Raw genomic sequence first — 23,639 nt, forward strand, 5'->3', positions numbered from 1 at the left:
ACAAGATGCTAATTTTTATCGTTTTGGTTGCCAGCATTTTAACCTTATTGCTTTATCCCTTGTTTCAACAAGATGGTTTAGATTTAATTTATCTAGATTATGTTGTGGATGAACGTAAGCAATTAAAGTACAAAAAAGCCAATGTAGTTCTGATTATCAAAGAATTAGATTTTGACTATGAAACTGGCAAGTTATCTAAAACAGACTATAAAAATTTAAGAGACAAATATGAAGCACAGGCAGTCAGTATAATGCAAGAGCTTGAGCATGCTGAAGATGAATGGCAAAAACATTTAAAAAAAGTAGAGCAGAATATTCAACAAGCAAAGGTTAAATATGATGCGTAAATCTATGCAGTTCTTAACACTTATGATGCTTATTGTGCTGAGTAACAGTGCGCTTTATGCCGGAAGCATACATGGATCAATTAACTTACATGACTCAGTTGAAAAAAATAATATTGATCTAAGTCAGCAAGTGGTTCGTTTAAGTATTTATAAAAATAATCAAGAAATTGCTGGTGCAGAAATAAAGTGTGATGAACAAGGTCAATTTTCTTTTTATAATTTAGAGGACACACCAGAATTTAGCTATTTGTACTATACAATTTTTCAAGGCGTTCCTTATGTTGGGGAGACTATAAGATTTAATGAAAATCAAAAAACCCTACAACTCAACCCCATACTTGTTTATGAAAGTACACAAGATTTAAGTGCAATCCAAAGCAGTGAAACCATTTTTTTTAGTATTGGTGATAATGATGTCATGAAGGTTGTGCAGCAAGTGCGCTTAATCAACAATGGTCAAAAAACCTATCATTACGATGCAAAACAAGCCTCTGGCGGTATTGTTTATCAACTCATCTCAGGCGCATATGATTTACGTTTTATCAACGGTATTTATACAGCGACTTTTGATGTTAATGAAGAAGCAGAAAGCTTAAGTTTTAAAGAAGACTTGTTTCCCGGTGAAGATAATGCTCGCTCATTAAAGTTTTCTTACCTGGTTCCAATTAAAAGTAGAAATAAAACTCATGTCAATACCATGGCCATTGCAAGAAAAAATATAAATGTTTTTATAGATCATCAAGGCGTTAAGTTTACGGCAGATCCTTTGCAAAAACAAAATAACATGCAAATGTTTGGAAAAACTCAGCAATTGTATAAAGGGGGGCCGATACCGGCAAATACACCATTAAATTTTGAGTTTAAAGGCTTGCCAACAACAGCAATGTTTACCTTAAAAATTATTGTTTATGGTTCAATATTTGCGCTGTTAATGTTTTTAGGACTCATGGTTTATGATAAAAAAACAAAAATAACACCTCAAGAAAAAAAAGAAAGACTTTATCAGTCTTTGTTAGAGCTGGATAAAAAGTTTAAAGAGAATAAAATCAATCAACCACTTTATGATAAACAAAAAAATATATTAATGCAGTATCTTGTTTATTTTGAAAAACAAAATCATGAAAGTTGAAGCAAAACATATTTCAATAGTTTTTAACAATGCGTATGTGATTAAACAAAAAAACTTTTGTTTAGAAAATATGCAATCTGTCTTGCTGCAAGGAAACAATGGTACTGGAAAAACTACTTTAATTAAAGCCCTTGCAGGAATAAAAAGTTTGGATGCAGGAGAAATTAATTATTTTTCCAAGGGTGTAGAGATCGATAAAAAAACTTTTCAGAAAAAATTAGGTTTATGTTTAGGAGTTCAATTTTTATGTCTTGATATGACCTTAGAAGAAAACTTTAAGTTGTATTATGAAAAATTTTATCAAGATGCATATGTACAAAGTTTGTTAGACAATTTTTTACTCAACCATAAACTGCAACAGCCTTTAAATACTTTATCAAAAGGTGAATTGCAAAAAGCGGCACTGTGTAGGGCTCTATTATTTGATCCGGAAGTTGTTTTTTTAGATGAACCATTTGATGGTTTAGATCAAACTGCGCAAAAACAATTAATTCAATGGATTGAAGGCAATAAACATAAAAAAAGTATGTTGTTGTGTACCCATATCAATGGATTGCCAGAGAGTTTTTTTGATCAAGTTTGGGATTTAAATCAATAGATGTGGGCTTTGTTTAAAATATATGTGCAATGTGAATTGAGATATAAAGTTAATATACTCAGCCATAGTATTGTTGTTTTATGCTCTTATTTTATATTGCAAATGGGTTTTGATCAGCTTGCTCAATCTAATCAAAGTTTACATGCCATGTTGTGGTTTATCATTCTTTATTTAATGGTTTTTGTGGGCTTGTCTATTAGCGATCGTTATAGAAAAAACGCATTTGAAAAAGGGTTGATCCTGTTTACATCTCACAGGCATCAAATTTTTATCGTAAAAATTATCATTCATCTTTTACTCTTAATGGTTCCAATTGTGCTGCTTTTTTCTTTACTGGCTTTGCAAGGGATATGTTTTTCTACTCAAACATATTGGGTTTATGTGATGGGGATTGTATTGTTAAGTGTTATGAGTCAAATTTTAACCGGTTTATTAGCTCAGCTTCCCAATAAGACAATGGCCCTCCCATTGCTATTTTTTCCGTGTAGTGCCCCGGTAAGTTTATTTTTATTTAGTGTTGTTATTAAATCAACATCAACCAGTATCAATCAAGAGTTGTTTACCTGCTTTGGAATGATTTTGATTGCACTTTCAATAGGTTATATGACATCAGAAATAAGTTTGGAGGAATGATGAAGTTAAAAATTTTATCTGCTTTAATGTTAGTATTGAGTTTAGTGTATGTTTTAGTGTTTACACCAGAAGAACAGAGCCAAGGTTTTGTACAAAAAATATTTTACATTCACGTGTCCAGTGCCATAACCATGTATTTTGGGTTTTTTATTGCATTTGTAACATCTATCATGCACCTGTGGGATAAAAAAAGAGTATGGGATCACATGGCTTATGCTGGTGTTGAAGTTGGCTATATTTTTTGTTGCATTGTTTTATGTACGGGCCCTTTATGGGCCAAGCCTATTTGGGGTACATTTTGGACATGGGAACCCCGCTTAACAACAACTTTTCTTTTGTTTTTAATGTATACGGCTTATTTGGTTTTAAGGCAGTACTTAAAAGGTCAAAAACAGGAAACACGTATTGCAGCAGTTATTGCGATCATTGCTTTTTTAGATGTTCCCTTGATTCATTACTCAGTAAAATTATGGCGAGGCATACACCCAAGTGTTATCAGTGAAAAGAATGGTCTTCCTACTTCCATGCAACAAGCTTTGCTTTTGATGATGTGCAGTTTAATTTTTGTTTTTTTAATGATGTGGTGGGAGCGGTTTAAGTTGTTTAAACTAGAAGCACAATTAAAGCAACAACAATTGGAGCAATCATGACCTCAGATATCTATGCATACCTTGCCTATACTGTATTTACAGTTATTCTTTTGGGATACAGTATGTTTTTATGTAAGAAAAAAAAGAATTTATCTAATAATTAAAGGAGACGAGATTTTATATTGATGTCGACCTGGTTAGGTTGGCCGCTAAAAGCGGCATAAGTTATACTAGACCATCGCAAGGCTAAAGCCTTGCTCTTGACAAGTATAGCTTTAAATTGACCAAAAACAACGCTTTTTGGTTAAGAAGGGGGGGCTTTGCATAAGCAGCTGTTAGACCTTGTGTCTTACAGTTGCTAAAGGATCCCCCATCAACAAAAAATTAGAACGCTGCGTAAGATAATGAGAAAGAAGTTTTTGTACCTTGGTAGCTATCAAGGCTATTAAGACCTTGATCAACTAGACGATAATGAACATTAGCTCTTAACTTTGATTTTATCTTATAACTCAAACTCGCTTTGGCTAAGACAATACTTTTATCACGTTGTTGGCTGTCTAAAATTTGTCTGGATTGAATGTGTTGGCAATCAAGGTTTAAGTCTAAGCGTTTGTTTAACTTTACCCTTGTATTCAAAGCAATACTTTTGTTGATTTGAGCCCCTTCAAATGGTGATAGTACATTGATGCTATCAGGGCCATAACTATAATTGATAGAAGACTTAAATTCATCTGAATCATAGCTTATTCCAATGTTAGCAGCGGGTGTAATAAACGATCTGCCACTGAGGCTATCGTTGCAATGCGCGGCACCGGCTAAAATATTAAACTTAAGATGATTTCCCAAATCCTGGGTTAATTCTTGGGCAATGGTGAAAGAACTGATGTGTTGTTGATCATTGCGTGTGTCTCGGAAGTTAAAAGAATTAAAGGCTTGCCTTTTTTTATAATTGATAAAATGTGAAGAAAGTTTAGTGCCTGTAAAACTTTGGTTAACAAACTCAAAAGCCAAAGAGCTTTCATGACTGCCAAGGTCTTGTTGGTTATGATAAAGCTTGTTTAAAAAGCGGTCTTTTCTAACAATCAATTGGTTTCTGGCGCTTAACTGAAAATACTTATGATTTTGCACTCTAATGCCCATGTGATCTGCTTGAATTTGGATATGTTTTTTTTGCAAAGTGGCATTTTTATTGGCAGCCTTCATTTTTTGGTAAACAGCATTGCTTTGTGCAAGTGCAATACCGCTTAAACAAATGCAAAAGCATTTAAAGCGTAAAATAAGGCAGGATTTTAGAAACAGTTTACTCACTACATGATATATTAGCAATATCAATGCCAAAATATTATATGTAAGTTGTTGAATTTATTGAATTAAAATATCATTAAAGTGAGCAAGATTACACCTATTGCAGTAAAAAACACTGTATATGCCTAAAAACAGCACTAAGTGATGATAATAACTTCTGTTTACAAAAAAGTGTTAACTATTGTTGCGATACGCAAGTTTTGCATGGAAAAACAAGGTATACGGTAGTGGCCAGAGCAGTTTTAAAGTGATCAATGAACTTTTGTTTTAAATAAGGGTTTCAATTTTTAGTACTGAGAAACCAATTTGAAACTCCATACCCTGTTCAAGACATAATTTTTCAATGCTATGACCTTTATGCAGGGTTCCATTGTGACTTTTGTTGTCATATAAATAATAGGCGTCATGGATTAATTTTATGGAAGCGTGGTATCTAGATACCCTATCATCTGCTAACACAATATCATTATCCAGTTCGCGGCCAATGGCACAAGGAAATTGATTGACCTCTAATAACTTTCCATGCAAAGGGCCTGAAATAAAACGGATGTGTAAACTAGATTTTTGGGTCTGCACAAACAGATCTTATCATAAACCCTTAGCGATTTAATACAACTCTTTAAATTTATCGCCGTCAATTAACAAAGGGGTTAATTTTCTTCGGGTTTCGCCGTTGTTGTTGATATAAATTTCACCGGTGACGCCAGCAAAGTTTTTTATTTGGCGTAAGCTTCTATTTAAGTCTGCACTTGAGCGTGGTGGGTTGTTGAAAATAGTGGATAGAGCAATGGAAGCAGTATCGTAGGCTTGCGCGGATAAAATACCGGGTTCACTCTTAAATTTGTTGTAAAAATTTTGCACAAAAGACTGTACATGTGGGGCACGTTTATTTTTATAAAATGCGCTAAGTATAATGCTGCCTTGAGCTGCATTTTTAATGTTGTGATCAATAAAATCATCTGTATCCCAAAGATTGGTTCCCAATAGCGTTACTCCAGAAACATTATAATAACGTAAGGTTGGGAAAATTCTCTTGGCTCTTTGCGCACCGTCGGGAATAAAGATGGCTTCAAAGTTGATGATAGGGGGTAAATTGTCTTTTGCATAACAACGTTTGGTTGAAGGTTTAAGTAACCATCTTTTAGTTCTCTCTTGAGCAACGTAATCAGGGCAAATTTCTGATTTTCTATCTTCATGCGGTAAGATTCCCACCAACTTACGAACTGCAGTGGTTAAGTCTGATTGATCAGTTTGATAGGATTCGTGTTTGACCAAATCAATATTGTAGTCTTTAAATGCGGCCTTTGATAATTGAAGGAACTCTTGACCATAACTGTTATCTGGGTAAAGAACAGCGACACGTTTAATTTGCAAAACATGTTTAGCCAAATATGCAAGACCTAAAGCTTGTTCTGATTTGGTTAAACTGTTTCTGAGTAACCAAGCGTTATTTAAATTGATGCTCTCTGAAGAGCTCAATGAGAAAACGGGCACTCTATAGTCATCAAGTAAAGGTTCAATTGCTTGAGTTGTGTTTTCATAACAAGGACCAATAACCAGTGTAGGTCTTACTTCATTTTGCATCAACTTTTCAAAAGCAATAACACTTTGCTGCTCTTCACCTTTGGTATCTTGAATTAATAATTTTATTTTTGGTGCATTGGGATAACGCGCTTGAAAAATATCTTGCGCTAAAATGACACCTTTACTGATTTGTTGGCCAATATGAGCTTTGGGTCCAGTTAAGGGAACCATTAAACCAATATGAATGGTTTCATCTGAGTGGCGGGCGGTACTATCTTCTCCCATGCTTTTTAAATAACTGTAAGCTTTTGGGATATAGCTATGATTAGGGTATTGAGCAATGAAATCAAAAAAAGCACGTTTACTTTTTTGTTCATTGTTTTCTTGATCTAAATAAATTTTTGCTTTTTGAAACGCCAAATAACCTTTTGGAAAGTTTTGATTGTCAGGATAAACAACAGTATTCAGCTCTGCAATAGTGTTAATTTGGCTAATACTATCAACGATTTTTTTTTGTATATTAATTCTATAACTGGGACTGCTATTGACATCATAAAAATTTAAAATATGCCAAGATGCAAGGCTTGCAAAGTCCTTATTTTTATTGGCCAAGGCTTCAACATTGTTATTTAAAAACGAACGCCGAGATAAAGCAACTTGACTCAAAGGGATTTTTGAAAAATAATTCAATGCTAGCAATTCATCATTATTTTTAAGAGCATATTCACCGGTTTTGTAAAGAGCCTTATATTTTAAGTCACTATCAGGGTGGTTTTGAAGTAAAGCTTGTAAATGAACATAAGCGCTATCATATTGTTTCAGTAACTCAGCGATTTGCGCTCTTCTCCATAAGGCATTATCCGCGTAGTCACTGTATTTAAATTCATTGATTAGATTTTTAAATTTTTCATCAGCAGCAGCATAATTTTTATACTGATAAAGTTTTTCTGCTTCGGCGTAATGCAGCCTGGCGGCTTCATTGGCAGGCATTTTTACGCCATTGTAGACCACCATTTTACTTGTTGCACATGATGAAAGAATCAAGATTAGTGTGAGGTAAAGAATGTTTTTTTTCATCATGTGGGGTCTCCTAATTAATTAAGATTAATAAAAAAGCATCATTGATATAAGGTGCTGGATATCGTGTGAGACACTTCCGTCAACTCAACAATGCATCTTTTAATGTTATCTATATCATTGCCTTTAAGTTCTTCATGGGCTTTTTGTACAATATTTTGAAAATTTTCTTGCTGCTCAGAGGTCAATTGAGAAAAAAGTTTTTTAACTGAACGTTCAATCGAATACAATAAACTTTGTAGCTTGTTTTTTTCATGAACAAGCTGTTTCAGTTCGTTGTCCCGTTGAGCCATATTATGTGATTTTTCTATAATTTTATTAATTTCTACTTCTGTCAAACCACTGGTGGGTTTGATTTCCATTTTTTGCATCTCACCCGTGCCTAAGTCTTTGGCTGATACACTCAGTAAGCCATTAGTATCAATATTAAAAGTAATTTCAATTTGAGGAACTCCTCTTGGGGCAGGAGGGATACCACTTAACCGAAGATGGGCAAGAGATAAGTTGTCTTTAGCAAATTCACGCTCACCTTGTAAAATATGAACATCAACAAATTCTTGATTATCCTGAGTTGTAGAAAAAATTTCAGAGGCTTGGGTAGGTATGGTTGAATTGCGTTCAATAAGCGCCGTAAAAAGGCCACCTTCTGTTTGAATACCTAAAGATAATGGAGTTACATCCAGCAGTACCACCTCATCAAACATGCCTTTAATGATAGCTCCTTGTGTTGCAGCTCCTACGGAAACGGCTTCATCTGGATTGATTTTTCGATAAGGGTCTTTGTTAAACATGTTTTGTACTTTTTCAATGACTTTAGGCATGCGAGTCATTCCACCAACCAAAATGACATCATCAATATCCTTGACCGAAAGTTTAGCATCTTTTAAGGCGTCAAAAACAGGACCTTCAAGTTTTTTAATTAAATCTTTAACCATGTCTTCAAACTCAGCTCTAGTAAGATCAAGCTGAATATGCTGAGCGTCACCATCTTTTGAAGTGATGAAAGGTAAGTTGATATTGCTTTGTGTTTCCGAAGAAAGTTCATGTTTGGCATTTTCTGCAGCTTCTTTAATTCTTTGCATGGCAGAAAGGTCAGAGCTTAAATCTATGCCCGTTTTTTGTTTAAATTGCTTTAAAATCCAAGCAACAATTTTATGATCAAAGTCTTCACCACCAAGAAAATTATCTCCACTGGTTGATTTGACCTGAAAAACAGAATTGTTAATTTCTAAAACACTGACATCGTAGGTTCCACCCCCTAAGTCAAAAACAACAAAATTACCAGAGACTTTTTTATCCAAGCCATAGGCTAAGGCAGCAGCGGTAGGTTCGTTGATAATACGTAGAACATTAAGGCCTGCAATTTTAGCAGCATTTTTTGTGGCTAAGCGTTGGAAATCATCAAAGTGAGCGGGTACAGTAATAACAGCTTCATTGATATCCTCGTCAAAGTAACTTTTGGCAATATCACGCATTTTTTCTAAAACTTTGGCAGAAATTTCTTGTGGACTGATCAACTCACCATCCAATTCTAAACGGGCATCACCATTCTTGGATTGAGATATGGTGTAGCCAACGGTTTTTTGAGTTGTTGTTACTGCCTCACTATTAAATTTTTTACCCAATAAGCGTTTAACGGCATAAAATGTTTTTTTAGGGTTGCTGACAATTTGTCTTTTTGCTGGATGACCTACATCATAATTTTCAATGGTTTTAAAAGAGACCACAGAAGGTGTAGTTCTAGAGCCTTCTTCATTGACAATAACTTTACATTCACCAGATTCAAAAACACTTACACAAGAGTTTACAGTTCCCAAGTCTATGCCCAATACTTTTTTATTACTCATTGTGGGGGTATCCAATAAAATTAGGGTGTGTTACTGTCATCAAGTCTAATCGTCCTCTTGAGTAGGGTCTGAACTTTCTTTTGTAGAAGGGTCACTTTGTGTTGCAGGTCCTTTAGAAACAGAAACCAGAGCTGGCCGCAAGAGTTTATCATGTAAAAAATAGGCTTTTTGCATTTCTTCAATGATATGATTGCTATCAACATCATCAGATTCAACATGGCTGATGGCTTCATGCTGATTGGGGTCAAACTCCTTGCCTTTTGCACTTTTTGAGCTGACACCATGTTTTTCTAAATTATTAATCAACTGATTAAAAATCATTTGAATACCGGTTTGAATAGCTTCAATGTCTTTGGCTTGTTTGGCATGCTCTACAGCACGTTGAAAGTTATCGATAACTGGCAATAAATCTATCATCAAACTTTCATGACCGTACTTGATAAGGTCTGATTTTTCTTTTTGTACCCGCTTACGAAAATTTTCAAAATCAGCACTCAATCTAACATAACGATCATACCAATCCACAAAAGATTGGTCTTGTTCGTCGTCTTCAATGTTTTGTGTGTTTTCTTCAGCGTTTTTTAGCTCTTCAACGTCGTGTTCAACAGTTTGTTCTTTTTTGTGTTTTCCCATGGTTTTTTACTCTACATTTATATGTCATAAAAAAATGATATTAAGCTTAGGAATATACCAAGACTTGATGTGTTTTGCTATATTCAACCCTATTTTAATGAGAAAACAAGTGATGAATATTGTATGTATCCCCGGTTTAGGCGCTAACGCACTGGTATTTAAACCCCAGCAAGCTTATTTTGCACAGCGTTTGTACATCCCGGATTTTTTAAAGCCCAAAAGCCAAGAAAGCTTGGAAGCTTACAGTTTGCGTTGGGCCAAGCAGATCAAAAGCAATTTGAGACAGCCGTATGTTTTGCTAGGGATGTCCTTAGGCGGCATGCTGGCCCAAGAAATGGCACAATACCTTGATGCTAAAGCTTTGATTTTATTAGGAAGTTTGCAAAATCCTATGCCCAAACAGCACTTGCATCAATGGGGTGAAAAAATAGGCCAAGCTTTACCAAACCCTATTTTAAAAATGATCCGCTATTGTTCCCCGCATTGGGTTGCATGGTTTGAGGGTTTATCCCAAGAACACAAGCATTTATTGCAGCACATGTCGCGGCAAATAGAAATAGATTTTTATAAATGGCAGGCGCAAGCGGCAGCGGCGTGGATTAAAACAGGCTTTCAAGGTGAATATCCATGTCCTGTATTTAGAGCACATGGAGGAAGAGATACGGTTGTTTATTTGGATAAAGAGCTTGGTCCAGAGGATCTTTTTCTTCCCAAAGCCCGGCATTTAATTAACTTAAGCCATGCCCAACAAATCAATGCTTATATTGAGCAGTGTATTGAGAAAGTTCAAGAGCCATAAAAAATAAGGTAAGTTAAAAATTATGAAAAAAATGTTAGTGGTGATGGACCCCATAGAAACAATCAACCCAAAGAAAGACACCAGCCTTGCCTTAATGCTGGAAGCACAAAAACAGGGCTTTACAGTTTTTTATGCTTTGTCTTCAGATCTTTTGGTCATCAGTGGCCAAGCTAAAGTCATGGGCAAGAAAGTCAAAGTTTATGCAGATGAACAGCATTGGTTTGCAGCTGAACAAGAACAGTTGATGCCCATCACAGCCTTTGATTGTATTTTAATGCGCGTTGATCCACCCTTTAACATGGAATACATCTATGCCACCTATGTTTTGGATATGGCCAAAGATCAAGGTGTAAAAGTGATCAATGATCCTCAGAGTTTACGGGACTGTAATGAAAAAATGTTCATTCAGTGGTTTCCAAAATATATTGCACCAACGTTAGTCACTAAAAATAAAGAGGCGCTTTTTGCATTTGTTAAAGAGCAGGGCAAAACAGTGGTTAAACCAATGGACAGTATGGGCGGACAAGGCATTGATATTGTAGACCAAGATAAAACTGGTTTTGAAACTATTCTTGCACAAGCAACACAAAACTTTAGCCAAACCGTCATGCTGCAGAAATATCTGCCACAAATCAAAGATGGGGATAAGCGGATTTTTATTGTGCATGGCGAAGTGATTCCTTATGTTCTTGGACGATTTCCAAAAGCAGGATCTTTTAAGGCTAACTTGGCGGCAGGCGGCAAGGGCGTGGCCATGCCAATCAGCAATGAAAACTTAAAGTTATGCAAGAGCGTAGCACCTGAATTGAAAAAAAGGGGCTTGTTGTTTGTGGGGATGGATATCATTGGCAATCATATTACAGAGATCAATGTGACCAGCCCAACCGGCAGCAAAGAGATTGAAGCGGCTTTTTCGCAAGCTAAAATTATAGAAAAATTTATTCAAGCTATTTAGGTGGCTCAAACCCCAGAGTTTTATTGTTAAGACTAAAATAGCGTTGTTTCACAGGTACATGTAAAAAGTAACCAGTGTTTTAAACGGTTTATTCCTTGGGCTGAGCTTAAATTGAATATAGTTTTTGTATTGATCAACCATTGTAAAAAGATCAAACTCAATATCTGTAAAATTAATCGTTTCCCCATGCCAAGTTTTATAAAGGCCATTTGCTTTTGAAAAATCCATGATCAATGCCTGCTCAGTTTGTTCAAGGACACATTGAGAAAATGAATTGAGGGTTAATTGGATTCTTCTGGGCCAGCCAGTGTAATAAGCTGAAAATGAAAAATCTTTGCCGTTGAGTGTAAAAGACTGTTGCAAAAAACAAGAGGCTTTGGTTCTACATTGATGATGATAAATAAGCTGTTGAGCATAGCTGAGCATATTAAAACAACTGAGCAATAAAAAAATTAAACTTAAACTAAGACAAGGGCGCAAGCTTGGCAGAAAAATGCCTGAGGCTTTTGGCTTGTTCAGTAATGGTATAGCCCTGCAAGCTATTTTTTTGTTTAACCAATTCATGGGCTACTTCTATAACATAATCCACATGGCTTTGGGTATACATTCTTCTGGGTATGGCCAAGCGCACCAATTCCATGGGGGCTGGGGTGTCTATACCCGTTTTAGGATTGGGTCGGCCAAACATCAAGGTACCAATTTCTACGCCACGGATTCCGCCTAATATGTAGAGTGCATTGGCTACGGATTGGGCGGGTAAATGATGTGCTGGAATCTCAGGTAAAAATGCTTTGGCATCAATATAGACCGCATGACCACCAGTGGGTTCAACAATAGGAATACCAGCCGCTTTTAATCCATTGCCCAAGTATTGAGTAGATTGAATCCGATACTGTAAATAGTCTTCTTCTAAAACTTCTTTTAAGCCTTGCGCTAAAGCCCCTAAATCACGGCCAGATAAACCACCATAGGTGGGAAAGCCTTCGGTTAAAATTTCCAGTTCTTGAAATTTTTCAGCCAAGCTATCATCATTGCAGGTCAAAAATCCCCCCATGTTGACCATGCCATCTTTTTTAGCGCTCATGGTACAGCCATCAGCATAGGAAAACATTTCTTTGGCAATGGCCTCTATGCTTTTGTTGGCATAGCCTTCTTCACGCAGTTTAATAAAATAAGCATTTTCAGCAAAACGGCAGGCATCCAAAAACAAAGGGATGTTGTATTGTGTACACACGGCTCTTACTTCTTTAATGTTTTGCATGGATACCGGTTGGCCACCACCACTGTTGTTGGTAACAGTGAGCATGCATAAAGGTATTTTATCTGCACCGGTTTCATCAATGAATTGCTTTAATTTTTCAACATCCATATTGCCTTTAAAGGGGGCATAAGTGCGGGTATCTTTAGAACTTTCAGGCATAAGATCTACAGCCGTTGTATGGGTATGTTCAATGTTAGCCCGAGTGGTATCAAAATGTGTGTTGTTGGGAATAAATTTATCTGGACCGCCAATAACGGAAAATAAAATTCTTTCTGCAGCACGTCCTTGATGGGTAGGAAAAATATGCTTAAAACCCGTTAAGTCAGAGACCACTTTTTCAAATGCATAGTAAGAACGACTACCAGCATAAGATTCATCACCCTCCATCATGGCTGCCCACTGTGCCGAAGACATGGCACCGGTGCCGCTATCGGTAAGAAAATCAATCATAACATCTTCAGCTTTAATCAAAAATAAATTGTAATGGGCGTTTTTTAAAATGCTTTGCCGTTGTGCTTGCGTGGTCATTTTAATGGGTTCAATGGTTTTGATTCTAAACGGCTCTATGATGGTTTTGTACATAAGGGGCTACTCTTTCAAAAAGGATTAATTATGGTTTATTTTTTTTATCCAATTTATTTTGTAAACTATCCAATTGATCTTTGCTGTAAGCTTTCATTTTTTTAAATAAATGTTTAGCCCAGACAAATTCCAAAGACAAAACACCTAAGCCCACAGCAATGGTCACAAGACCTGGCCCCGGTAAAACAAGCAAGGCAATGCCAATAATAATAATGGTCAATCCTACAATAAAAACAATTAGTTTTTTTAAATGTGTATAAAGTGCCTGCATCTCATATCCAATGCATTATCTCTATCATAAAAATAACCATTTAAAAATAACAAGCTGTTTTAAAATAATCCGGTTTTGAATGGAGTTTTACACAAAAAATAAAGGGTGTTATTTAAAATCACATAATGCAAAAAAATTTAGGAAAAACAGTAGTTGAGCATTTGCAAAACCATAAGTCCATCAGGTCATATGCAGATAAACCTATTGATGATGATCTGTTGAATAGCATTTTGCTCAGTGGACAAAGGGCATCCAGTGCCGGGAACTTACAAAGTTGGTCAGTGATTGTCAGCAAAGATGCAAAGAAAAAACAGCAACTTTATGAAGCCCACTATCAACAAAGCATGGTTCTGCAAGCACCAGTGGTGCTTACCTTTTGTGCTGATTTTTACCGGACCATATCGTGGTTAAAAGCGCATCAAGCCAAACTTAGCTTTGATGATTTTGCCGGCTTTCTCACTGGCGCTGTGGATGCAGTCATAGCCGCACAAAATATTGCAGTTGCAGCAGAAGCGCATGGTTTGGGCATTTGTTATATGGGTACCACATTGTGGAGCAGTGATACAATTTGTAAAATTTTAAAAACACCTGATTATGTTATTCCTGTTACCAGTCTGGTGATGGGTTATCCCAATGAAGATATCAAAGAAGTACGCTACAGATTGCCTTTACAAGCAGTGGTTCATCAGGAAGAATATGTAAAACGTTCAGACAAAGAAACACTAGACTTGTATGCTGAATTTGAAGAGCGTTCATGGAAAAGATACGGAGAATTTCCGGGCATGCTGGAGAAATTAGAAAAAGCCGGCATTAAAAAAGTAGCGGACTTTTACACCAGCGATTTAAAGTACTCAAAAGCACTGCATGTAAAAGCGTCTAAAATGCTCATGGCTTTACTTAAAGATAAAAAATTTTGGTGAAGTTTAATTAAAGTTCTAAGGCAGCAAGTTTTTCATGTAGAGTATCTAAGGTTTGTGTGGTTTTTTTGAGTAATTCAATATCAAGATCTCTGACCCATGCAATTGCATGTTGGATGTCTTCACCAATGTTTTTAATAAGATGGGTTTTGTTATCTAAAGTGCATTGACATAGGCCTTCATACATAAGCTCTAAACGTTGTGCAATATGATCGCAGCACAAGCTTACGGCTCCAGACTCTAAAAGGATATCTTGCACTTTTTTCAATTCAGTTGTGTTATGAATGCCGCTATCAATGTGTTGCTTTAATGCATTCAACTGAGCATGTTGGCTTGTCAAAGCAATTAAAATAGGCAAGCTACAACCGGGCATGGCCCAATCTGGGTTGATGCTTTCATCAAAAGCGCCTCTTAAGTCATTGGATATTTGACCAACTTCTCCAAGGTTTTTGCCAATTGTGTACAATACCTCTATTTGGCTTTGATCTGCTCCACCCAATAATCCACCCAGCTGCATGGCCGTTGCGCAAACATTGCCACTCTTTCCATGCACAATATCCCAATATTGATTCAAATCTAAGGGACTGCGGGTGGCCAGCTCTTGCGCACGTGCTTCTTTTAGCTTCATCTGATTTAAATGAAACATGACTTCTTGTTTTTGATGATCCGAAAAACTTGATTGATGGATGAGTGTTTGTTGACGTGCTTGCAAGGCGGCAGCTAAATTGGCAACTCTTCCTGCTCCGTAGGTTTGCCAAATGCCTTTTTCATCCTTATCTAAGACATCATCAATAAGGATACAGTTGATAATAAAGCACACAATGGCAGCTTCTATGGCTAAAGCTTCAATTTGAGTGTTAGCAGTACTTTCGTACGCAATTTTAAATAAAGCAATGGTTCCTGGTTTTCTTTTGGCCAATATGTTTTCTAAATCAGGCCAAGCTTGAAGTTCAGAACAAGAAAGAATCTCTTTTATCAATGGGTCTAGCATAAAGTTTATTAGCTGAAAGGAGTGTAAAAAACCAAAGGCCTCTTGACTTCAGAAATAAACTCAAATCAAGAGGCCTTTGGCTTAATTTAGAAATCCTACCAAGGTACATTTCTAAAAATATCTTTAGTAATTTTCATAATTATCCGCCTTTCGTATAAACAAGCTACAACTAAAAAAACTTAATGTAAACACTTTTTTTATTAATAATTTTTATGATAATTTAAAATTATGTAAATGATAAAATTATTAATTCTCTGCGTCAAAAAATTGCACACAATGATACATAGAGTGACATCAATATAAGCATCTAAAGGAAAACAACAGAGCAATAAAATAAAAATTAATGTTTAAATCCAATAGGCCAGTCAAATTGATCTACATCTGGCCAAGCAAGTGTTTTTGCTTTTCTAAAGATTTAGTGTTGTAGATAAAATGTAGGCATATAGGGTGATTTTTGGAATGTTTTACGCCAGCCAAAACTTATACCGATTAAGCCAATCATTCCTTCCCCGACATCTTCCCCTTGGGTGTCTACATTAATTTCTACACCAAAGGCTAAATTAGGCCGGATAAAAAAGTTTTTGTTGTTGATAAAGGTATAGCCTATTTCTAAAGTGGGTTGAGCAACAATGATATCCGTATTCCCAGATGTTTCACTGGGCTGGTCCAAGTTGTTTTTCCAATCAACGCTATTGAACCAGATGTCGTTTCTTACCGTTGCATACCATTGGCTGATATGATTCTTTTTAAGATAATGCGTGTAATCTATAGAAAAACCAAAACCGTGACCACGCTCATTGTCTTGCACACCCAAGTTACCATGCCGTAAAAGGTTGTGTCCCAAACGTAAGCCAATTAAGCTTTGCAAACCAATACTTTTTTGCGCAGAAACAGTAGATATAAAGCCAGCAGGATACAACTGTCCATTAAGAGAAAAGTCCCAAAATGATTTTTCTCTTGCAAATAAACTGCTACAAAAAAATAACAGTGTAATAAAGAGTAGTTTATTGATCCAGCTCATTGATAATCCTCCAAGCCAAATCGATATCATTGTTTGCAATGGCATTTGCAATCGTCTCATGGCAATTATCAAGCGTAAGGTTGTCTATCTTAAGATCCAATTTGTTTTGCGGTCTTTCTTGCACCGAGGCCAGTTGCCCCAGTTCATTGCCGGTTAAGATAGTGCTATTGCGGATGAAGGCTGGTAAAGCATCAAAGCCAATACCCAAGCATCCTTTTTTAACTTTTAAAGTATATAAACTATCAGAATTAACATGAGTGTAGTACTCGCCGCCATTGCGACCAATATGATTGATTTTAATTGGATCAGGAACATTGTTTTCATCCAGATAATCTTTATTTAAATGAAAACGCACAACTTCACATAAGATTAAATTGCCAGAACCTTTTTGGCCTCCCAGATCAATCACTTGTTTCAGTTTGCATTCCATTTGAACAGGAGATTCCTGCACCCGTTTGGCCTTAACGCATTGTGAGTCCACGGGCGTAAAGCCACTTTTATTAAATTCATCAATATTTGTATCATACTCACCAGAGGCAAGGTTCATTTGGTATTGCATACTGTGGTTGACAATATTGACTACACACTCTTTGCTTTGAACAAGATTATTGTAGGTGTCTTTAAAGCTGCCATCTCTACCTCTACAGGTAGGAGAAAAACCAATGATAGGCGGGTTAAAACCAAAAACATTAAAAAATGAAAAGGGCGCTAGATTATTTTGCTCAGCCTTGTTGTAACTTGAAACCAAAGCAATAGGGCGAGGGGCTACGCTTGAGGTTAAAATTTTATAAATGTAAGTGGCTTCAAACTGTTTTGGATCTATGCTTAACATGGTTTAAAAATCCTATTTTAAAATATGGTACGATGCTTTTTGATGGACCAATGTATTAGAAAGTTTACCTAGACCTGTAATCTCTAAGTCAATCTGGTCTTTGTTTTTTAACCAAATAGGCTCGTAGCTTTTTCCTTCTTTCTTTGCTTTTAAAGCAGCGGTACCATTGAGTTCACCCAAACAACCTGTGCCAACCGTACCGGATCCAATAATATCTCCCGGAAATAAATTTACGCCATATGAAACTCGCTCAATGATCTGCGCAAAAGTCCAGTGCATGCTATCCATATTGCCTTGTGAGACAAGCTCTCCATTGAGTGTTGCTTTCATTTCCAAATTGTATGTCAGACCTTGACCGGTGTCTTGGGCAAAAGCTTTAAGCTCATCTTTGCTGACCAACCAGGGGCCAAAACAATTGGCAAAGTCTTTGCCTTTGGCCGGGCCCAAGCTCAGCTTAAGTTCTTGCATTTGTAAAGTCCGGGCAGAAAGATCATTCATAATCATAAAACCAAAAATATGTTCATCTGCTTTGTTGGCGGGAATATTTTTTCCACCCTTGCCTATAACAGCGGCAATCTCTAATTCAAAATCCAGTTTATCCAAGTGGTCATCGTAAACATCAATAGGGCCTTCACCAAACACGGCATTGTGGTTGGTAAAATAAAATACCGGGAATTGATCAAATTCAGGAATCATGTCTGCACCACGATTAGCGCGCATGGTTTCTACATGTTGTCTAAAGGCATAAGCATCCCTACAAGAGGGGGGGTGAGGTACTGGAGAAAGTAAAGTATGGACATCGGCAGGTTTAAATTTTTCAGGTTCGGCATAGAGTATTTTTTCTAAGTCTTGAACTTTAGAAAAGTAAGTGTCATTATGATTAAGAAAACTTTGCATATCTTGGGGTAAATCAAGCTTAATGTGTTTGGCCGTATCATGCATGTCATAGTAGCCCTCATCTTTAATGTACAGTCCAAGACGTTCTTGTTGGTTTTGATTGAGATAGCTGATGAGTTTCATAAGAGCTCCTTTGCATACAAGCCTAAAACTTTTTTCATCACATCTAAGGCAAAATGATTTTGTTCTTGCGTACCGGTATTAATTCTTATGCCATGATCAAAGCCAAACGCCCCCAGCGGCCTAAGAATTAAACCTTGGTCAAAACAGGCATGATAGAAATGTTGGGCCGTTTGTGCATCTTTAAAATAAAGCATGATCGCATTGGAACCGGTATTGGGGACAAAAGTTAAACCAAGTTCAATAAAGGATTGATAAAAATAATCCAAACCTTCACGGTTAAGCTTTTGAGTCCTGCTTAAAAAATCAGTGTCCTCTAAAGCAGCCATAGCCATGTGTTGTCCCATGCGGCTTGGTTCAAATGGCAGTTTAACTTTGTTTAAGGTATCAATAATGGCTTCATCTGCAATAGCATAACCAATTCTGGCACCGGCTAATCCATAAGCTTTTGAAAACGTACGGGTAACAATAAGATTAGAGTAGTCTCCTAAAAGTTCAATGCCATTGGGATAAGTTTTGTGATGGCAGGCATATTCATAATAAGCTTCATCCAAGATGACCAAAATATTTTTGGGAACAGCCGCTAAAAATTTTTGTAGATCAGTTTTTGTAATCATTGATCCGGTAGGGTTATTGGGGTTGGCCAAATAAATTATACGTGTATTGTCAGTTATGGCTTGAGCAATTGCATCCAGATCATAAGCCCAATTGTTAAGCCCAATTGTTTTTAAAGTTCGGCCTAATTTTTTGGCGTTGACATAGGTGCCAATGAAACTGCCTTTGGACGTTAAAATCACCTCATTCTTTTCACTAAAGGCCATAAAAATATAAGCCAACAATGAGTCAACGCCAGAACCACAGATGAGTTGATGGGAATCAATAGCAAGATGTTTTGCTAAGGCTTGTCTAAGCGCATAGGCGGCCGGATCTGGATAAAGATGGACTTGATCCAAACATTTTTTTGCCGCTGCAATTGCTTTTGGAGAAGGGCCCAGAGGGTTTTCATTGGATGCCAATTTGGCAAACTTGGTCAAACCACGTTTATCGGTCAAGGATTCTAAACTTTTACCGGCCTTATAAGCGCGCAAGTCTTGAATATGTTGAGGAATGTGGAAGGTTAATTTTTCCACTTTAGTCCTCATTCCACGAACGCCAATAGTTGGGATCAGATACAGCTTGAATTTCTTTGGATAAATTCAAAGGCGCAAAAGTATCCACCATCACGGCATATTCATGCGTTTCTTTTTGACCAATAGAGGCTTCGGTTTTTCCAGGTTGTGGACCGTGGGCAATGCCCATGGGGTGATAAGAAATAGAACCCGGCTCTATACCCTTACGAGACATGAAATCGCCATCAGCATAAAAAATAACCTCATCAGAATCAACATTGCTGTGAAAATAAGGTGCGGGTATGGCACCGGGATAAAAATCAAACAAGCGGGGTACAAAATTACAGACTACAAAATGCTGGGTTGCAAAGACCAAGTGTACGGGCGGTGGCAAGTGAATGGCACCTACTTTGGGGGCATAGTCTTTGATGTTCAAGGCAAAAGGGTATTCGCAGCCATCCCAGCCAACGACATCAAAAGGATGGTGATCCCAAACATGCGTATAGGTTTTTCTTCCTTGAGCATATTTACAACTGATATAAACCGGAAAATTGCCTTTTTGATCAATAGGATCATGTAAGGTGGGCAGTTTTAAATCACGTTCACAGTAAGGGGCATCTTCTAGAAGCTGGCCCATGTCATTGCGAAAATGCTTGGGAATGTTAAAAGCGGTGTCAGACAAAACCATAAAGCAGCGGTTGTCTTTACTCTTGAATTGAAATTGATAAATGCAGCCTTTGGGAATGATTAAATAATCGCCTGCAATAAAATCTATAACACCAAACTCACTTAAAAAAATTCCATCACCACGATGGATAAAAACAAGCAGATGCTCATGCGCATTTTTGTGAAAGTCAGTGCAGTTTTCTGTAGGGGAACTGGTTAAAATTGTGCAGTTATGGTTTTCCATCCACAGTGTTTGCGCCTGGTGAAGACTACCAGAATTTTCTTGTCGGCCTGTATGAAACAAGTGCCACATCAAAGGTGCATCCTGCCAAACATCCATTTGCATTAAGTTTTGAGCATGAGCAATGGAACTAACTTTAGTGGGCATGTCCAGACGATAGCGATTACTGTATATACTGGAAAAACCTTGGGTACTGAACAGCTCTTCACGGTATAGGCTTTTTTGGTCAGCCTTGTAAAAGGCAATATGCCGTTTTTTGGGAATATCACCTTGTTGATAATAAAATGGCATTATAAATTTCCTCTGAGTGCTTGATCACGTTCAATGGCTTCAAACAAAGCTTGAAAGTTACCCTGACCAAAACCCTGGCTGCCTTTGCGCCGTTGAATAATTTCATAAAAGAAGGACGGTCTATCACCAATGGGTTTGGTAAACAGTTGTAACAAATAGCCTTCGCCACCGGCCAAGTCTTCTATGTCACATAAAATGCCTAAATCAGCCAAAGCATCAATGTCTTCTGTTACAATGCCAGGGTTACGTTTTTTTAAGTCATCATAGTAGGTTTGTGGGACGGTTAAAAACTCAACACCATTGTTACGTAAAGCTTGAATGCTGGTCAAAATATCATCAGATTCTAAAGCTACATGTTGCACACCGCTGCCATGGTAGACATCCAAGTACTCTTCAATTTGTGATTTTCTCTTGCCTTCATAAGGTTCATTGATGGGGTTACGGATGGCAAAATCATGACTTTTGACCACTTTTGATAAAAGCGCAGAGTACTGCGTTGAAATATCACCTGGGCCAAATTCAATGAACTGTTCAAAATTAAAGGCTCTAACAAAATAATCAGCCCAAGCATTCATTTCATTCTGCCTAACGTTGCCCACAATATGGTCAATTTTTTTTAAGCCTACTGCTTGCCGTTCAATACTTATTTTTTGCCGGGGCTGATCATAGCCAGGCATGAATAAACCTTTGTACTGACTGCGATCACATAAAACAATTTCAGTATCATCATAAATTTTGAGAGCGGCATGCAAGACTTGGCCATTGTCATCTTTATCAAGAGTAGGTTTGTAAACCGGTATTCCACCACTATTTAAGGCATGATTGTACAGATTTTCAACATCACTGACTTGATAGGCAAAACGCTTAACTCCATCACCATGCAAATTAAGAAAATAGGTGGCTTGCCAAAAAGAAGGCGAAAGCGGAGAGGTAATGACAATATTGATATCATTTTGTTTGAGATAATAACTGCTTCTATCTTTAAAACCGGTCTCTGGACCTTGGTAAGCAAGAATATCAAAGCCTAAGGCTTTAGCGTACCAATAAGCCACCATTTTGGCCGAGCCCACATAGAATTCTACAAAATCAAATCCTTTAATTTCTAGTTCGTTTGACATCCTTATTCCTTGTATCCATGTTATAGTCTCAATTGCTTTTAGATGCAAAAATGAAGAGCTTGTGAATTATAAAGTAATGGATAATTATGATCATGGCTATAATTTTTAATGGTTATTCCGTATATCCACCAGCAATACTCTTTATTATGAGGGTTACTGGCTAAAGATTTGTTTTTAATCTTTATAAAATAGAAATATTTTTTACATTCATTTGAGCTTGAATAAAAATTTATTATAGTTTGTAAGTCCATACCATGCTAACAAGATCACTATGCAACACAAACTATTTTTAATTGTTTTAGGTGCTACACCTCCTGGAAGAAATATTGAACAGCACGATGTTATGTTTGCTGTTGGTAAGTCTATAGAAGATACGTATCCAAAAATTTTGCAACATTGGTCAGTAAAAGGAGTTCATATTGATGCCTATGTTGAAGTCACCCAGGTTGATGGCTTTAAGATAAACATTGTTAATGCAAAACAAGACGCTCATTTGCAGGCAAATAGGCTTTATTTTATCAATTTGGGTGGATATATGCCGAATGATATAGAAGAGTACCATAAAAAAATACTGGTCGCGGCGTCAAATAAGATTGAAGCAAAACGCAAAGTTAAAACGGATGATTTTTTTAAACAGGGTTTACAAGAAAAAAATGCTTGCCCACATTATGATGATCAATTTGAAATTGTCGGTTTTGATGTAGACAACTGTCTTTTGCTTGATGAGCATATTGAGAAATGCTATTCAATTGAACTCTTAGAAGATCATTCATCGAAGTGGATAAACAACAAAAAAGTTATTGGTTACTTTCCTATAAAGCAATAGTTTAAAATATAACACAAACGCAGATCTGTAATTTTGACAGGCTTAATCTAGATCAGGTAAACTTTATTTAAAGGTTAGCAGCTAATGTAAATGTAAGGGAGTCGTTATGGAAGCATCATTGCAAGAATTTGCACAAAAAAATAATATTGTGGGTTTGGGAGAAGAGGCACTGACTGCTATTGCTAAACAAGAAAAAGGTTATACATTAGAACGAGCCCAACAGTTTTTAAGGTTTCATCAGCGGATAGAAAATGAATTGTTAAATCACCCTATCATTACCCACAATGCCTATACCCATTGGTTTGAGCAGGGGAACGCTACTACAGAACAAGTCAAAGACTTAATTGTGCAGTTTTCTGTTTTTTCCAATTTGTTTTTACATGCGCAGTTGCATAAAGTTATCAACTCCAACTCTATTGAGTCCATGCGTGCTTCAAAAGAAATCTTGGTCAATGAACTGGGGGTTATTTTTAGACCCAGAGAAAAAAAACTACGCAATGAAAGCCAAGCGGTGAGTAATGAATATGATAATGCCAACGATCCTGCTTTATTAAGTCCAGAAGGAACGGTGGATGGCGGCACATTCAGGTTCAGTGCTGCGCATTTTGAATGGATGGTGCGTATTGCGGAATCTTTAGGCTTGGGGTTTAATGATATAGGAAAGCGTAAACACGGCTGTAAAAGTACTTTACTTTTTTGTGATGAGCTGGTGCGGATTTACGGATCAGAGGATTACGAAACCAGTCAAGCAGCCAGTTATGCTGTAGAAAACTGGGCGGCCAGAGGTTTTTGGAAGCAATTGATTAGAGGTTTGCAAGTCTACAAAGAAAAACATAACAGTCAATTGTCTATTGGTTTTTTCACTTACCATGATCGCTTGGAAGCGCAACATGCAGACCATACCCAGGATGAATTAGAAGAATATTACTTTGAACACCCCACACTCAACGAAGACGCCTTCATCCAAAACGGCAATCAAATGCTCAAAGCCGTTGGGGTATTTTGGGATGGATTAGAAGTAAGGCGTAAAGCAATAGATTAAGCATAAAAAAACCACGT

Annotated in this window: 25 protein-coding genes; 10 read left to right on the plus strand and 15 right to left on the minus strand. The window is 36.9% G+C overall.

What is annotated here, in order from left to right; genetic code table 11:
* Positions 1-5 precede the first annotated feature (5 nt).
* Genes PKC21_09825 through ccsA form a run of 5 tightly spaced genes read left to right on the plus strand, consistent with a single transcriptional unit; the run spans position 6 to position 3,357 of the window.
* A complete protein-coding gene (locus tag PKC21_09825; GenBank protein ID HMR25637.1) occupies positions 6-347 on the plus strand; it encodes a hypothetical protein in 342 nt (113 codons plus the stop codon).
* On the plus strand, positions 337-1,476 hold the full coding sequence (locus PKC21_09830) for a hypothetical protein (protein ID HMR25638.1): 1,140 nt from the start codon (positions 337-339) through the stop codon (positions 1,474-1,476). The genes PKC21_09825 and PKC21_09830 overlap by 11 nt, the downstream gene beginning before the upstream one ends.
* Positions 1,466-2,074 carry an ATP-binding cassette domain-containing protein gene (locus tag PKC21_09835; protein HMR25639.1) on the plus strand — a complete coding sequence of 203 codons (609 nt, stop codon included), beginning with the start codon at positions 1,466-1,468 and terminating at the stop codon, positions 2,072-2,074. The genes PKC21_09830 and PKC21_09835 overlap by 11 nt, the downstream gene beginning before the upstream one ends.
* Positions 2,075-2,110: 36 nt before the next feature.
* Positions 2,111-2,707, plus strand: a complete 597-nt coding sequence (locus PKC21_09840; GenBank protein HMR25640.1) for a hypothetical protein — start codon at positions 2,111-2,113, stop codon at positions 2,705-2,707.
* Positions 2,704-3,357 carry a cytochrome c biogenesis protein CcsA gene (gene ccsA / locus PKC21_09845; GenBank protein HMR25641.1) on the plus strand — a complete coding sequence of 218 codons (654 nt, stop codon included), beginning with the start codon at positions 2,704-2,706 and terminating at the stop codon, positions 3,355-3,357. Before PKC21_09840 ends, ccsA begins: the two co-directional genes overlap by 4 nt.
* 324 nt (positions 3,358-3,681) lie before the next feature.
* On the opposite strand, the gene PKC21_09850 is transcribed toward ccsA, so the two are convergent.
* The 5 genes from PKC21_09850 to grpE form a co-directional block, all read right to left on the minus strand.
* A complete protein-coding gene (locus PKC21_09850) occupies positions 3,682-4,500 on the minus strand; it encodes a hypothetical protein (protein ID HMR25642.1) in 819 nt (272 codons plus the stop codon).
* A 369-nt stretch (positions 4,501-4,869) separates the two neighbouring features.
* Complete coding sequence (locus PKC21_09855) at positions 4,870-5,178, minus strand: FHA domain-containing protein (protein ID HMR25643.1); 309 nt, start codon at positions 5,176-5,178, stop codon at positions 4,870-4,872.
* A gap of 30 nt (positions 5,179-5,208) precedes the next feature.
* Positions 5,209-7,206: a penicillin-binding protein activator gene (locus tag PKC21_09860; protein HMR25644.1), complete on the minus strand. Its 1,998-nt coding sequence runs from the start codon at positions 7,204-7,206 to the stop codon at positions 5,209-5,211.
* Between the two features lie 38 nt (positions 7,207-7,244).
* Positions 7,245-9,050 carry a molecular chaperone DnaK gene (gene dnaK / locus PKC21_09865; GenBank protein HMR25645.1) on the minus strand — a complete coding sequence of 602 codons (1,806 nt, stop codon included), beginning with the start codon at positions 9,048-9,050 and terminating at the stop codon, positions 7,245-7,247.
* A 45-nt stretch (positions 9,051-9,095) separates the two neighbouring features.
* The gene (gene grpE / locus PKC21_09870) at positions 9,096-9,683 is read right to left on the minus strand and encodes a nucleotide exchange factor GrpE (protein HMR25646.1); all 588 of its coding nucleotides are present in this window, start codon (positions 9,681-9,683) and stop codon (positions 9,096-9,098) included.
* A gap of 34 nt (positions 9,684-9,717) precedes the next feature.
* Here grpE and PKC21_09875 point away from each other — a divergent pair, with 34 nt between their 5' ends.
* Both PKC21_09875 and gshB read left to right on the plus strand, forming a co-directional pair.
* The gene (locus PKC21_09875) at positions 9,718-10,482 is read left to right on the plus strand and encodes an alpha/beta hydrolase (protein HMR25647.1); all 765 of its coding nucleotides are present in this window, start codon (positions 9,718-9,720) and stop codon (positions 10,480-10,482) included.
* 22 nt (positions 10,483-10,504) lie between these two features.
* Entirely contained in the window at positions 10,505-11,437 is a 933-nt protein-coding gene (gene gshB, locus PKC21_09880; GenBank protein HMR25648.1) for a glutathione synthase, read from the plus strand.
* A 48-nt stretch (positions 11,438-11,485) separates the two neighbouring features.
* On the opposite strand, the gene PKC21_09885 is transcribed toward gshB, so the two are convergent.
* Genes PKC21_09885 through PKC21_09895 form a run of 3 tightly spaced genes read right to left on the minus strand, consistent with a single transcriptional unit; the run spans position 11,486 to position 13,551 of the window.
* Entirely contained in the window at positions 11,486-11,863 is a 378-nt protein-coding gene (locus tag PKC21_09885) for a hypothetical protein (protein ID HMR25649.1), read from the minus strand.
* 37 nt (positions 11,864-11,900) lie between these two features.
* Positions 11,901-13,280 carry a tryptophanase gene (locus tag PKC21_09890; protein HMR25650.1) on the minus strand — a complete coding sequence of 460 codons (1,380 nt, stop codon included), beginning with the start codon at positions 13,278-13,280 and terminating at the stop codon, positions 11,901-11,903.
* Positions 13,281-13,308: 28 nt separating this feature from the next.
* Positions 13,309-13,551: a PGPGW domain-containing protein gene (locus PKC21_09895; GenBank protein ID HMR25651.1), complete on the minus strand. Its 243-nt coding sequence runs from the start codon at positions 13,549-13,551 to the stop codon at positions 13,309-13,311.
* Positions 13,552-13,676: 125 nt separating this feature from the next.
* Here PKC21_09895 and PKC21_09900 point away from each other — a divergent pair, with 125 nt between their 5' ends.
* Positions 13,677-14,471 carry a nitroreductase family protein gene (locus tag PKC21_09900; protein ID HMR25652.1) on the plus strand — a complete coding sequence of 265 codons (795 nt, stop codon included), beginning with the start codon at positions 13,677-13,679 and terminating at the stop codon, positions 14,469-14,471.
* Between the two features lie 7 nt (positions 14,472-14,478).
* On the opposite strand, the gene PKC21_09905 is transcribed toward PKC21_09900, so the two are convergent.
* From PKC21_09905 to hppD, 7 genes are all read right to left on the minus strand, one after another.
* Positions 14,479-15,459: a polyprenyl synthetase family protein gene (locus tag PKC21_09905; protein ID HMR25653.1), complete on the minus strand. Its 981-nt coding sequence runs from the start codon at positions 15,457-15,459 to the stop codon at positions 14,479-14,481.
* A gap of 415 nt (positions 15,460-15,874) precedes the next feature.
* Positions 15,875-16,480, minus strand: coding sequence for a hypothetical protein (locus tag PKC21_09910; protein HMR25654.1), 606 nt, complete (start codon positions 16,478-16,480; stop codon positions 15,875-15,877).
* Complete coding sequence (locus PKC21_09915) at positions 16,464-17,312, minus strand: flavin reductase family protein (protein ID HMR25655.1); 849 nt, start codon at positions 17,310-17,312, stop codon at positions 16,464-16,466. The genes PKC21_09910 and PKC21_09915 overlap by 17 nt, the downstream gene beginning before the upstream one ends.
* A 12-nt stretch (positions 17,313-17,324) precedes the next feature.
* Positions 17,325-18,332 (minus strand): fumarylacetoacetate hydrolase family protein, encoded by a 1,008-nt coding sequence (locus tag PKC21_09920; protein HMR25656.1) that lies wholly within the window; start codon positions 18,330-18,332, stop codon positions 17,325-17,327.
* Positions 18,329-19,459 (minus strand): histidinol-phosphate transaminase, encoded by a 1,131-nt coding sequence (gene hisC / locus PKC21_09925; GenBank protein ID HMR25657.1) that lies wholly within the window; start codon positions 19,457-19,459, stop codon positions 18,329-18,331. Before hisC ends, PKC21_09920 begins: the two co-directional genes overlap by 4 nt.
* A 1-nt stretch (position 19,460) precedes the next feature.
* Complete coding sequence (locus PKC21_09930; protein ID HMR25658.1) at positions 19,461-20,636, minus strand: homogentisate 1,2-dioxygenase; 1,176 nt, start codon at positions 20,634-20,636, stop codon at positions 19,461-19,463.
* Positions 20,636-21,754 (minus strand): 4-hydroxyphenylpyruvate dioxygenase, encoded by a 1,119-nt coding sequence (gene hppD / locus PKC21_09935; GenBank protein ID HMR25659.1) that lies wholly within the window; start codon positions 21,752-21,754, stop codon positions 20,636-20,638. The genes PKC21_09930 and hppD overlap by 1 nt, the downstream gene beginning before the upstream one ends.
* A 271-nt stretch (positions 21,755-22,025) precedes the next feature.
* Between hppD and PKC21_09940 the strand changes: the two genes are divergently transcribed.
* Positions 22,026-22,580 carry a DUF1543 domain-containing protein gene (locus PKC21_09940; protein HMR25660.1) on the plus strand — a complete coding sequence of 185 codons (555 nt, stop codon included), beginning with the start codon at positions 22,026-22,028 and terminating at the stop codon, positions 22,578-22,580.
* A 106-nt stretch (positions 22,581-22,686) separates the two neighbouring features.
* A complete protein-coding gene (locus PKC21_09945; protein ID HMR25661.1) occupies positions 22,687-23,622 on the plus strand; it encodes a hypothetical protein in 936 nt (311 codons plus the stop codon).
* Positions 23,623-23,639: the final 17 nt, after the last annotated feature.

This window comes from Oligoflexia bacterium (assembly GCA_035326705.1).
Classification (GTDB): domain Bacteria; phylum Bdellovibrionota_G; class JALEGL01; order JALEGL01; family JALEGL01; genus JALEGL01.

Coding starts and splice junctions, on each gene's coding strand:
- PKC21_09825 (HMR25637.1), top strand. CDS start 6: ATGCTAATTTTTATCGTTTTGGTTGCCAGCATTTTAACCTTATTGCTT.
- PKC21_09830 (HMR25638.1), top strand. CDS start 337: ATGATGCGTAAATCTATGCAGTTCTTAACACTTATGATGCTTATTGTG.
- PKC21_09835 (HMR25639.1), top strand. CDS start 1,466: ATGAAAGTTGAAGCAAAACATATTTCAATAGTTTTTAACAATGCGTAT.
- ccsA (HMR25641.1), top strand. CDS start 2,704: ATGATGAAGTTAAAAATTTTATCTGCTTTAATGTTAGTATTGAGTTTA.
- PKC21_09850 (HMR25642.1), bottom strand. CDS start 4,500: ATGAAGGCTGCCAATAAAAATGCCACTTTGCAAAAAAAACATATCCAA.
- PKC21_09860 (HMR25644.1), bottom strand. CDS start 7,206: ATGATGAAAAAAAACATTCTTTACCTCACACTAATCTTGATTCTTTCA.
- dnaK (HMR25645.1), bottom strand. CDS start 9,050: ATGAGTAATAAAAAAGTATTGGGCATAGACTTGGGAACTGTAAACTCT.
- grpE (HMR25646.1), bottom strand. CDS start 9,683: ATGGGAAAACACAAAAAAGAACAAACTGTTGAACACGACGTTGAAGAG.
- PKC21_09875 (HMR25647.1), top strand. CDS start 9,718: ATGATATTAAGCTTAGGAATATACCAAGACTTGATGTGTTTTGCTATA.
- gshB (HMR25648.1), top strand. CDS start 10,505: ATGAAAAAAATGTTAGTGGTGATGGACCCCATAGAAACAATCAACCCA.
- PKC21_09885 (HMR25649.1), bottom strand. CDS start 11,863: ATGCTCAGCTATGCTCAACAGCTTATTTATCATCATCAATGTAGAACC.
- PKC21_09890 (HMR25650.1), bottom strand. CDS start 13,280: ATGTACAAAACCATCATAGAGCCGTTTAGAATCAAAACCATTGAACCC.
- PKC21_09895 (HMR25651.1), bottom strand. CDS start 13,551: ATGCAGGCACTTTATACACATTTAAAAAAACTAATTGTTTTTATTGTA.
- PKC21_09900 (HMR25652.1), top strand. CDS start 13,677: ATGCAAAAAAATTTAGGAAAAACAGTAGTTGAGCATTTGCAAAACCAT.
- PKC21_09905 (HMR25653.1), bottom strand. CDS start 15,459: ATGCTAGACCCATTGATAAAAGAGATTCTTTCTTGTTCTGAACTTCAA.
- PKC21_09910 (HMR25654.1), bottom strand. CDS start 16,480: ATGAGCTGGATCAATAAACTACTCTTTATTACACTGTTATTTTTTTGT.
- PKC21_09915 (HMR25655.1), bottom strand. CDS start 17,312: ATGTTAAGCATAGATCCAAAACAGTTTGAAGCCACTTACATTTATAAA.
- PKC21_09920 (HMR25656.1), bottom strand. CDS start 18,332: ATGAAACTCATCAGCTATCTCAATCAAAACCAACAAGAACGTCTTGGA.
- PKC21_09930 (HMR25658.1), bottom strand. CDS start 20,636: ATGCCATTTTATTATCAACAAGGTGATATTCCCAAAAAACGGCATATT.
- hppD (HMR25659.1), bottom strand. CDS start 21,754: ATGTCAAACGAACTAGAAATTAAAGGATTTGATTTTGTAGAATTCTAT.
- PKC21_09940 (HMR25660.1), top strand. CDS start 22,026: ATGCAACACAAACTATTTTTAATTGTTTTAGGTGCTACACCTCCTGGA.
- PKC21_09945 (HMR25661.1), top strand. CDS start 22,687: ATGGAAGCATCATTGCAAGAATTTGCACAAAAAAATAATATTGTGGGT.